Source organism: Bradyrhizobium agreste, assembly GCF_016031625.1.
GTDB lineage: Bacteria > Pseudomonadota > Alphaproteobacteria > Rhizobiales > Xanthobacteraceae > Bradyrhizobium > Bradyrhizobium agreste.
The window spans coordinates 1-10,399 of sequence record NZ_JACCHP010000049.1; the positions used below are offsets into that span (position 1 = coordinate 1).

At 65.2% G+C, this 10,399-nt stretch carries 10 protein-coding genes; 6 read left to right on the forward strand and 4 right to left on the reverse strand.

The features are described 5' to 3' along the window. A partial coding sequence (locus HZZ13_RS36150) for a chemotaxis protein CheA (protein ID WP_197964190.1) occupies window positions 1-2,356 on the reverse strand: 2,356 nt, incomplete at its 3' end. A 416-nt stretch (window positions 2,357-2,772) separates the two neighbouring features. After that, the gene (locus HZZ13_RS36155; RefSeq protein ID WP_197964197.1) at window positions 2,773-3,195 is read right to left on the reverse strand and encodes a response regulator; all 423 of its coding nucleotides are present in this window, start codon (window positions 3,193-3,195) and stop codon (window positions 2,773-2,775) included. A gap of 396 nt (window positions 3,196-3,591) precedes the next feature. Between HZZ13_RS36155 and HZZ13_RS36160 the strand changes: the two genes are divergently transcribed. From HZZ13_RS36160 to HZZ13_RS36175, 4 genes are all read left to right on the forward strand, one after another. Beyond that, window positions 3,592-3,882, forward strand: a complete 291-nt coding sequence (locus HZZ13_RS36160; RefSeq protein WP_246504697.1) for a hypothetical protein — start codon at window positions 3,592-3,594, stop codon at window positions 3,880-3,882. 56 nt (window positions 3,883-3,938) lie between these two features. Next, the gene (locus HZZ13_RS36165; RefSeq protein WP_197964198.1) at window positions 3,939-4,637 is read left to right on the forward strand and encodes a Crp/Fnr family transcriptional regulator; all 699 of its coding nucleotides are present in this window, start codon (window positions 3,939-3,941) and stop codon (window positions 4,635-4,637) included. A gap of 154 nt (window positions 4,638-4,791) precedes the next feature. Further along, on the forward strand, window positions 4,792-5,166 hold the full coding sequence (locus HZZ13_RS36170; protein ID WP_197964191.1) for an Hpt domain-containing protein: 375 nt from the start codon (window positions 4,792-4,794) through the stop codon (window positions 5,164-5,166). A 142-nt stretch (window positions 5,167-5,308) separates the two neighbouring features. Continuing rightward, a complete protein-coding gene (locus HZZ13_RS36175) occupies window positions 5,309-5,557 on the forward strand; it encodes a hypothetical protein (protein ID WP_197964192.1) in 249 nt (82 codons plus the stop codon). Between the two features lie 62 nt (window positions 5,558-5,619). Here HZZ13_RS36175 and HZZ13_RS36180 read toward each other — a convergent pair whose 3' ends face one another. Continuing rightward, the gene (locus HZZ13_RS36180; protein WP_197964193.1) at window positions 5,620-6,237 is read right to left on the reverse strand and encodes a helix-turn-helix domain-containing protein; all 618 of its coding nucleotides are present in this window, start codon (window positions 6,235-6,237) and stop codon (window positions 5,620-5,622) included. Between the two features lie 337 nt (window positions 6,238-6,574). Between HZZ13_RS36180 and HZZ13_RS36185 the strand changes: the two genes are divergently transcribed. Next, entirely contained in the window at window positions 6,575-7,738 is a 1,164-nt protein-coding gene (locus HZZ13_RS36185; RefSeq protein ID WP_197964194.1) for a hypothetical protein, read from the forward strand. 404 nt (window positions 7,739-8,142) lie between these two features. After that, window positions 8,143-9,357, forward strand: coding sequence for an EAL domain-containing response regulator (locus HZZ13_RS36190; RefSeq protein WP_197964195.1), 1,215 nt, complete (start codon window positions 8,143-8,145; stop codon window positions 9,355-9,357). Window positions 9,358-9,378: 21 nt separating this feature from the next. Here the strand turns inward: HZZ13_RS36190 and HZZ13_RS36195 are convergent, their stop codons facing one another. Then, window positions 9,379-10,239: a DMT family transporter gene (locus HZZ13_RS36195; RefSeq protein ID WP_197964196.1), complete on the reverse strand. Its 861-nt coding sequence runs from the start codon at window positions 10,237-10,239 to the stop codon at window positions 9,379-9,381. Window positions 10,240-10,399: the final 160 nt, after the last annotated feature.

The window sequence follows — 10,399 nt, forward strand, 5'->3', positions numbered from 1 at the left end:
CCATCGGCAGGAAGTGGCCGACGTCGATCACCTCGGTGGCCTGGCCCTTGATCACGGCCGAGCCGAGAATGCCGGAGGAGGAGCCGCCGACCTCGATGTTGAGCCGTTCCTCGACGATGTCGATGATCTCGTCGACGACGAGGCCCATGGAGCGGCCGTCGTCGGCGAACACCAGGATCGGCTGGGCGCCCTGGCTGGCGATGGTGACGCCGTCCATGGCGACCAGCGGCATCAGCTGCTCGCGGTACTGCACCATGTAGCGGCCGTTCGAGAACTCGATCTTGTCGGCCGGCAGCTCCTCCAGGCGGGTGACGAGGCCGAGCGGGACCGCCTTGGGCTGCGACGAGCCGGCGCGGAACACCAGCAGCGAGGTGGTCTGCTCGCCACTTCCGATGTGATGGCCGGCGGCTTCGTCGCCCATGTCGTGGGCCGAGGAGCCGGCGGCGCCGAGCGCCTTGGCAATGCCGTTGGGGTCGATGATCATGATGACCGCGCCATCGCCCAGAATGGTGTTGCCGGAGAACATGTCGATGTGACGCAGCTTGGTCGACATCGGCTTCACCACGATCTCTTCGGTGTGGAAGACGCCGTCGACGACGATGCCGAAGGTCTGGCTGCCGACCTGCGTCACCACGATGAAGCCGTTCTCGGGATCGCTAGCCGCGCCGTCGTCGATCTTCAGCAGCTTCTTGAGGTGGATCAGCGGCAGCAGCTTGTTGCGCAACCTGAGGACCGCGGTGTCCTTGATGCGCTCGATGCGGTGCTCGGAGTTGGCGCGGGCGCGCACCAGCTCGACCACCGAGAGCTGCGGGATCGCAAAGCGGTCGCCGGCGGCTTCGACGATCAGGGCCGAGACGATGGCGAGCGTCAGCGGGATCTTGATGGTGACGGAGCTTCCTTCGCCCGCGACCGACTTGATGTCGATGGTGCCGCCGATCTGGTCGATATTGGTGCGGACCACGTCCATGCCGACGCCGCGGCCCGACACCGAGGTGATGGCAGCGGCGGTGGAGAAGCCCGGCGCGAAGATGAACTTGTGGATCTGGGCTTCGCTCATCTTCTCCAGCTCGGCCTCGGTGACGAGACCGGAGGAGAGCGCCTTGGCCTTGATCTTCTCGGTGTTGAGGCCTCTTCCGTTGTCGGCGATGCAGATGATGATGTGGCCGCCCTCGTGATAGGCGGACAGGCGAATGGTGCCCTGCTCGCCCTTGCCGGCCGCGAGGCGCTCGGCGGGGGTCTCGAGGCCATGATCGGCGGAGTTGCGCACCATGTGGGTGAGCGGGTCCTTGATCAGATCGAGCACCTGGCGGTCGAGCTCGGTGTCGGCGCCGTGCATCTCGAGCTCGATCTGCTTGCCGAGTTCGCTTGAGAGGTCGCGGACGATGCGGGGCAGCTTCTGCCAGGCATTGCCGATCGGCTGCATGCGCGTCTTCATGACGCCTTCCTGCAGCTCGGCGGTGACGTTGGAGAGGCGCTGCAACGGCACCTTGAACTCGGTGTCCTCGTTGCGGCGGGAGATCTCCAGGAGCTGGTTGCGGGTCAGGACCAGCTCGGAGACCATGGTCATCAGGTGCTCCAGCGTATCCACGTTGACGCGGATCGACTGGTTGGCGACGCGGTCGCCCTCGCCCGCGCTCTCGTCGGCCATCGACTTCTTCGGCGCGGCCTTCTCCTTGGGCTTTGCGGCTTCCTTCGCAGTTTCCTTGGCAACGGGGGCTTCAATAGCCGGCGCGGGCTTGACCTCAGCCTTGACCTCGGCCTTGGCAACGGGCGCGGGCACCGGGGCTTCGATCGCGGTCTCGCGGAAGGCGCGCTCGAGCTCGTCGAGCGAGACCTCGCCCGGACGCAAGGGGCGCTCCAGGGTCTGCTCGACCAGCGTGCCCATGGTCATCGCCTTGGCGGGCGCAGCCGCCGGGGCTTCCGGCGCCAGCGGCGGCGCATCGGCAACAGGAGCGGCATGACCAGCCGCCATGGCGGCCATGCCCTGCTCGACCATCGCCTCCAGCTTGTCGATGAGATCGCGGTCGTTGCCTTCCGGCTCGGCCTCGGTTGCCTCCAGGCCTGCCAAAATCTCCTTGATGCGGTCGATCGAGGACAGGATCACTGTCACCGCCTCGGCGGTGACAGGCATGCCGTCGCGGAATTTGCCCATCAAGGTCTCGCCGGCATGCGCCAGCGCTTCCAGCCGCGGCAGGCCGAGGAAGCCGCAGGTGCCCTTGATGGTGTGGACCAGGCGGAAGATGTTATCCAGGATCTTGGCGTTGTTCGGCTCCTGCTCGAACTTCACCAGCTGATTGTCCACGGTGTCCAGGCTCTCGCTGGTCTCCGTCAGAAACTCCCGCAACAGATCATCCATGAGCTACGCCTTACTGACCTGGACCTAAACTCGACGCCTGAACCACTCTTGGCACGGGACGGACGCTCCTATCCTGGATCGTAGATATCCCCTTTCACAGTCCCGTTAATTTCATCCTCCGTGCTACTACGGATATTGAAGAGAAGTTTGCGGTTCTGCTGCATGCTGCGGCGCTTTTCGGCAAAACCGCCTCCGCGCCGCAACGGAGCAAGCCGTGCGGTAAACGCGCCGCTAATGGCCGATCGAGGCGCGTGGAAAAGGCCTGCTCGCGAAGAACGATAGAGCCGGCCGGCAGGCGATTGAGGCGAGCCGCCCGCAGCCAGCGGCACACTCGTTGCGCGCGGCGCCGCGATTTGCGCAGTCCACGCTTGAGGTAAACGAAGTGTTACCCCGCGGCCGAAGCGGCTCGTGCCGCGCTAACCGAGCTGCACGGCCGTGGCAATGTCGGAGCGGAGGCGATGCTCTGCCAGGCAATCGTTGATGGCGGCGAGCAGCGCGTGCGGCGTGAACGGCTTGCGCAGACAGCGCGCGGCGCCGAGCTCCAGCGCCATCCGCAGGAAATCGGGCGCGGGCGAGTTCAAATTTGCGAACGCGTAGCCGGACATCGCGATCAGCGGAATGACGGGCGCCTGCTGGTGGAAAATCCGGATCGATTCGAACCCGCGCATGTGCGGCATGAAGATGTCGACGATCATCAGATCGAATTGCTTCTGCTCGAGGGCGCGCAGTCCGGCTTCGCCGCCCTCCGCGATCGTCACCCGAAAATTGTGGCGCTGGAGGTAGACCTCGATAGCCATGCACACCATCGGGTCATCGTCGACGACGAGAATATGGCGCAGATCGTCTCGCCCCAATTGAGCTTCCCGTTTCGGCGATTCAACGATTGAACCGTGGGGCACGCCTTTCTCCTTTGCTTTGGATGAGAGATGAAACGAACATCGTTTGCGGAAGCGGACGAGGCGACGCGAGCCGGCCCGATGGCCAGCGCGGATGCAATGCCTTCCAGCTCCTGAGGCCCCCTTGCCGCTTATTCCCGCGCAGGCGTTGCAGGGCGGCCGCCTCGTCAGCGAATCAGTGTGCGCTTCTCAATTCCGCCGCAAATGAGACAGGCTGTCTGCCCTCTAACGGGTATATGGACGGTGCCACAACCTTCAGATTAGTATCTGCGCGCCGTGCACCCAAGTGACGAGGTCCGCCGTGCCCTACCGTCCACCGCACCCGCCGGATTGACCTGCATGACCGTGAGCTGCCACCCGCCCAACCAGCTGCTGCAGCTGCTCAATGCTGCGGATTTCGATTTGTTGCGTCCGTACCTCGCGACGTTTGAAATGGTCAGCAAATCTGTCGTGGGCGACAGCGTTCCGCGCGGTTGCGGCGGCAAGCGCGCGCTTTCGCAAGCTGATGGCCCCGCCACGAGCAGGTCATGCTCGCGCATGCACAGCAATCGCTGCTCGGCCGGACAACTTGTCTCAATTGCCAATATATCCTGCCGCGAAGATGATGGAATTCACCCGCGCACGACGTGAATACGGGCGTTGCGATTCGCAGGTGCAAGGGTACGGGGGAGGCAGCTTTGGAAAACATGGCGCGTCCGTCCAACGGTTTCCTGTCCGCATTGTCGGCAGATGATTATGAATTGATCCGCCCGCACCTGCGAACCATGGATCTGCCCCACGGCGCGGTGCTGGTCGAGACCGGCGAGACGCTCAGGCGCGCCTATTTTCCTCACCGCGGCGTCATCTCGTTGGTGGTTGAACTGGCCAAAGGCGAGCATGTGCAAGTCGCCATGATCGGTCGCGACAGCCTGCTCGGGACGCTCGCCATCATGGGCGATGCGTGTGCGTTGAACACCGCCATCGTGCTGGTTCCCGGCGTCGCCTCGGTGGTGGATCTGGACCGCCTGCGCATGGCCGCCGACCAGAGCAGCGCCCTGCGCACGCAGCTCACGCGTCACGGGCTGGCGGTCTACGCCCAAGTGCAGCAGACCGCGGGCTGCAACGCCGCCCATCCGGTGGAGTCGCGGCTGTCGCGCTGCCTGCTGCACACCCATGATCTGTCGGGCGAGTCGCGTCTGTTGCTGACCCAGGAGACCATGGCCCAGATGATCGGGGCCCGGCGCAACAGCGTGTCGCTGGTCGCCAACTCCCTGCAGCAGGCCAATTTCATCCACTACAGCCGCGGACACATCCAGATCACCAACCTCGACGGGCTGCGCCAGACCGCGTGTGAATGCTACGCCGCCGTGAAGGCCCAGTACGACCGGCTGCTCGGCCCGCATTGAACACGCGGTCGCTTGGTAAACCGCGGGCTAATGCCGGCCTGCAAACACCGGCCATCCTGCTACCGGAACTGAAATTCGAAGGCCGTACACAAGCTACATGCCGCGCGCCGCGACGTGCCGCGCGACAACGAACCGGATCAAGGCAGGCAAGGCCATGTTTGACGTCACCGTCCCGCTTGCGAAGGCGCTCGATGCCGAACCCGCGCGCGAGCCGGGCGCGTACGAAGCGCTGGTGGCCGAAATCGGCGAGGACGGTGCCGGCGAAGTGCGCGACGTGTTCTGGAGCGAGACCTGCGCGCGCCTGCAATCGTTCCGAACGCTCTCGCCCGCGCAGCACCACGAAAGGATCGCGCGCGAAGCGCATTCGTTGAAGAGCGCGGCCGGAACGTTCGGCTATCTCAGGCTCGCTGCGCTGGCGCTGCGGCTGGAGAAAACCGCGGAAAGCCTCGGCGAGGCCGAATTCCGCGCGCTGCTGGACCTGATGGATGCGGCCTACGCCGCCGCGCACGCGCAGGAGCCGCGAGGCTAGGCTCCTTTTTCACGCCCTCGTCATGCGTGAAAATGCTCCAAACTACCCGCGCGTGCATTCCCGCCGTACTTCTACGGTTTGCGATTTTCACAGATGGCTAATCATAGCTGGCGATAGTCCCGGAAAACCAGGAGGGTTTTCCATGTTCACCTACGAGACCGCAGACCAGAAGGAGGTTCGTCGCTTCCGCATCGCACAGTTCAACGGCCGGATGGCGACGGTGAAGGCCGGCGAGTCCACCGTGACCGGTTTCGTGCGCTCGGTGCTGGAGCAGGAATCGAGCATGCCTCCCCGCTGGACCATCACGATCATTCCGAGCGCGTCCAAGGAAGAGATCAAGCCGCTGCGTCCCGCCTCGCGCGCACGTCCGTTCGCCGAAGATTATTTCTGAGTGCCACGGATTTCCAAATTTCCGGGATAGGCGTCTCGCCCGACGGCGGGCACCGGCCCGGCTCAGTCGATCGAATGCAGCAGCGCCGCACGGACGAGGTCCGCGGTGTTGCGCGCACCGAGCTTGCGCATCGCCTCGGCGCGATGGCTCTCGAAGGTGCGCGGACTGATCTGCATGCGGAGCGCACCCTGCTTGTTCGAGTAGCCTTCGCTGATCAGCCTCAGCACCTCGCGCTCGCGCTTGGTCAGCCGCTTCTGGCCCGAAGGGCCGAGCAGATCGGCGCTCGGCGGCCGCCGCGGCTGCAGCACGCGGGCGGCCTTCGATTCTGCCTCTTCGGACGGGCTCGGCAAGCCGCCCTTGGGCGGGCCGGCGAGCTGCTTGACGAGGCCGCAAACGCGCTCGGTCTGGGCCAGCGCGTTCTCCACCACCCGCTGCAAATAGGCGCGATCGCCGGTCGCGGGGACCAGTTGATCGCTGTGATGCTTGATCTCGCCCATATAGAGCAGCAGCGCAGTCAGGGGGCCGTTGAGCTCGCGGGCGATGGCAGCCGCCATTTCGTCCGCCGCCTTGGCACGCAAGGCGCTCAGGCGGGCGAAATCGGGCTCTTCAGCGGAAGCAGCGCTGCTTTCGTGCCATGTCGACGGCCGCGAATCGGCGGCCGTATCATTCTGTGACCCCATGTCACTCGTTTAGCGGAACCGGGGCGGGTCTGTGATTAACTTTCTGCTCCGTAAGACTACGGTGATTTAGGCTGTTTTACGCTAAAATGACGGCTTCGGCACAATTTGTGCTTGCGGGGTGCCGCACGCGACCATGCAGCGGTTGAGTTTCCTGCCGAAATGCCGGGGCCGGGACGGGGAAAGCTCCCGCCGCGGCCGCCTTGCTCCGGCATCCGTCCCCCGGATTTTACGGATTAATTAACGGCGACTTGCTTCTCTAGGGAGGTTGAGAGCGCGCAAATGCCTCCACGCATTGGGCCCGCAAGCCCGCGGGACACGCTGCGAAAGATTGCGTGCCATGGACGAGATCGATCGACTGTCGGAATTTCTGCAGAGGCTGACGCCGCTGTCGCGCAGCTGTCTGCTCAGCGAGCTCGAGCGGCTCGAGCTGTGCGGCATCGACATGCCGGGTTCGGCCGACATCCAGGCCCGCTTGCGCGCCGAATTCCGCAAGGACGGATCGACCCAGGCGCGCGCCACCAGCCCGTCGCGCTATTTCTTCGCCCCGCTCGAGCTGCTGCTGATCGACGGTGCGCCCGAGCATCCCAATATGGGGCGGATCTCGCGCAATACCCTCACCCCGATCTGGGAATGGATCTGCCGCGATCTGCTGCCCACGATGGCGCGCGACTACATCAAGGCGATCAACGACCAGGTCGCGGCCAACAACCCGAAGGAAGTCCGGAAGATCGCCTCGACCTTCCAGACCAAGGTCGTCAAGGTCCTCGAGAGCACCCTCGCCTCGCCCGAGAGCGCCGAATCCGCGCGCGCCAAGCTCGGGCAATATACGGCCTCGCGTACTGCCTTCGACGACGTCGTGAAGATGCTGCATGTGTTGCGCGCCGGCGATGCACTGCCGAAGTTCAACGAGAAGCTGCCCGAGAAGATCGCGAAGTTCGACGACGGCCAGGTCGCCCAGATCACCGCGCAGCTCGACGCCTTCAAGAAGGCCCATCCCCAGGCGCTGCCCTTCGCGCTGGCGCTGGTGGCGCGGCGCCTGAAGATGTCCTGGCAATTGGTGCGGCTTGCCACCAGGGCCGCTGCGAGCAAGGCCGCCGCAGACGTCGCTGCAACCCCCTATGCCTGCGTCGTTCACATGGTCCTCGACCGGCTCGACGACAAGCGCCTCGCGCTTCGTGTCGCACTCCGGCACAACCGGGTGCTGATCGCCCGCGACCTGCTCGCCGACATCTACGACACCGAATATGCGCTCAAGGTCCGCATCGACGGCATCGAGCAATGCGAATGGGGTGTCCGCCTGCAGCAGCTGATGGACGCGATCGCGGCGCTGGTCTCCGCCGAGGTGAGCCGCTTCCCCACGAATGTCGGCCACATTCTCGGCTCGCGGCGGCTGCGCAGCCACGATACGTTCGGCGGCAAGCTGACCTATCTGGCCTGGAAGGGACGCGACGCGATGCAGGACGGTGCGGCGGCGTTCCGCAAATTGATCGGGCAAACCTAGCTCCGGTTCGGCCGCGAAAAGCCACAACGCGCCGCGCGGCTAACGCGGCAGGCACAGGAAGCGATCCATGAATCGCCCTGACAGCACGAACCTGAACCACCAATACATCATTCGCCGCATCGACATAGCTGTAGTCCTCGACAGCCCTCCACCGGCTAAGGCGAGCTTTAGCGCGAGTACGGCAACGCGCGTGTGATGTGCTTCACAATGTCGGCCGCCGGCCCGGCGCCGGCTTTCTCGCCGCCTCGAAGCAACCGCGCGGGTGCATCAAAGATTTCATCGACAAATTAGCTCGAATTGCAGGGTTTAACGTTACTCAGATAATTCAAGAGCGATGTGAAGCTCTCCTTATTTGGACCCACGCTCCGCGTTTAAGAAACCGTCACGAACGGGAGTGGTGTACGATGAACGATGGGATGACTGAACTCGTCGGACGAAGGCCTGTGACCTTCGGACGGCGAAAGGTGACGCCGCGCGCCTGTGTGGCCGACAGCAAGCGTCACTTGCGCGCGTTCCTCAGCGAGATCCTCGAGGATCTCGGCTTCGTCACCTGCGAATGCGCCAGCGCCGAGGAGCTGAAGACGGTGCTCGCCAGCGAATTGCCGGACCTGATCCTGCTCGGCGTCGCCGCCGACGGCATCGAGCCGGGACGGTTCCTCGAAATCCTGGTGCGCGAAGCATTCGCCGGCCGGGTTCTCGCCGTCGGCGCCCGCGATTCGATCATCGTCAAGGCCGTGCGGCAGGTCGGCGACGAATATGGCCTTGCGATGCTGCCGCCGCTGACCACGCCCTTCGCCGCGGAGACGCTGCGCGAGCGCGTCGCGATGCTGCTGCCGGAGGAGCCGGCGCCGAGCCCGGCCGTGCATGTCGGCGAGGCCTTGCATGCCGGCTGGCTCGAGCTCTGGTACCAGCCCAAGATCGACGCGCGCACCCTGGTCCGCAGCGGCGCCGAGGCCTTGGTGCGGATGCGGCATCCGACTTGGGGCGTGGTGCCGCCGGCCTATTTCATTCCGGATCCGCACGATCCGCATTTTCGCGAGCTGTCCGAGTTCGTGATCGATCGCGCCATGCAGGACTGGCACTATCTTCTCGAGCAACAAAGTCCGGTCGACCTGTCGATCAATCTACCCGCCTCCTATCTCAGGGAGCCGCAGGCGGTGCGCGATCTCTGCCGCCGCGTGCCGACGCACCCGGCCTTCGGCGGATTGACGGTCGAGATCGACAGCGAGGAGGCGATCCGCGAGCTCGATCTCCTGGCCGAGGTCGCGCGCGAGGTCGGTCTGCACAATATCGGCCTGTCGATCGACAATCTCGGCGCCAACTGGCCGTCGCTGATGGAGCTGGACAAGATTCCCTTCGTCAAGCTGAAGGCCGATCGGCAATTCGTCACCGGCAGCGGCGGCGATCGGCTGAAGCGCACGGTGTGCCGTCACATCGTCGAGCTGGCGCAGGGTTTTGGCGCGCGCGCGGTGGCGCAAGGGGTCGAAAGCCGCGCCGACCTCGTCGCGGCGAGCGAGATCGGCTTCGATGTCGTGCAGGGCTTTCTGTTCGGCAAGCCGATGCCGCTGAAGAAGTTCGCACGGAGCGCGCTGACGCGAACCGTGATGGGCCAGACGTGATGGGAAGCGTGAGGCGAAGCCTCACGCAAACCGCCGCGCGAAGAAGACGCAGGCGACCACGATTCCCGTCGCGGCGATCATGCTTGCTGCGACCGGCTCGTGCAGCAGAAGGCCGGCGAGCGCCAAACCGAAGAACGGCTGCAGCTGCTGCAGCTGGCCGATGCGGGCGATGCCGCCGAGCGCGAGCCCGCGGTACCAGAAGATGAAGCCGACGAACATGCTGAAGACGGAGACATAGGCGAGCCCGATCCAGGCGGGCACGCCGATGCCGCTCCAGACCGGCGGCCATGTCAGCACGGCGAGCGCCAGCATCAAGGGCAGCGCCAGCAGCAGCGCCCAGGAGATCACCTGCCAGCCGCCGAGGCGGCGCGACAGCGCGGCGCCCTCGGCATAGCCAAGCCCGCACAGCACGATCGCCGCCACCATCAGGAGATCGCCGCTGAGCGAGCCCGCGTCGTCGTCGGAAAGCGCAAAGCCGGCCACCGTGGCGCTGCCCAGACACGCGAACAGCCAGAACAGCGGCCGCGGCCGCTCGCCGCCGCGCAGCACGGCGAAGATCGCGGTCGACAGCGGCAACAGGCCGATGAAGACGATGGACCGCGCGGACGTGATGTGCTGGAGCGCGAGCGCCGTCAGCAGGGGAAAGCCGACCACGACGCCGATGGCGACGATGGTGAGCGAGGCGAGATCACCCCGCTGCGGCCGCGCCTGCCGGAGCAGGCCGAGCACCGCCGCCCCGATCAGCGCCGCGATGACCGCGCGCGCCGAGGTCAGGAACAGCGCCGAGAAGCCGCCGACCGCCACCCGCGTCGCCGGCAGCGAGCCGCTGAAGATGATGACGCCGAGAAGCCCGTTGCCCCAGCCGCCGGCGGAAGAGTGCATGTTGGTCTCGCTTGGGTAGGAGGCGGCGGATCGGGTGCCCGTGGGGGTTGAACGCGTCGCGTTCTGCCATGGACCAACAAAGTAGCGAAAACAACCCCATGCACAGTAGACGGGGGTTGCAAGATCAATGGGTTAGGTGGGGGGCTGGATGAGGTGCGGG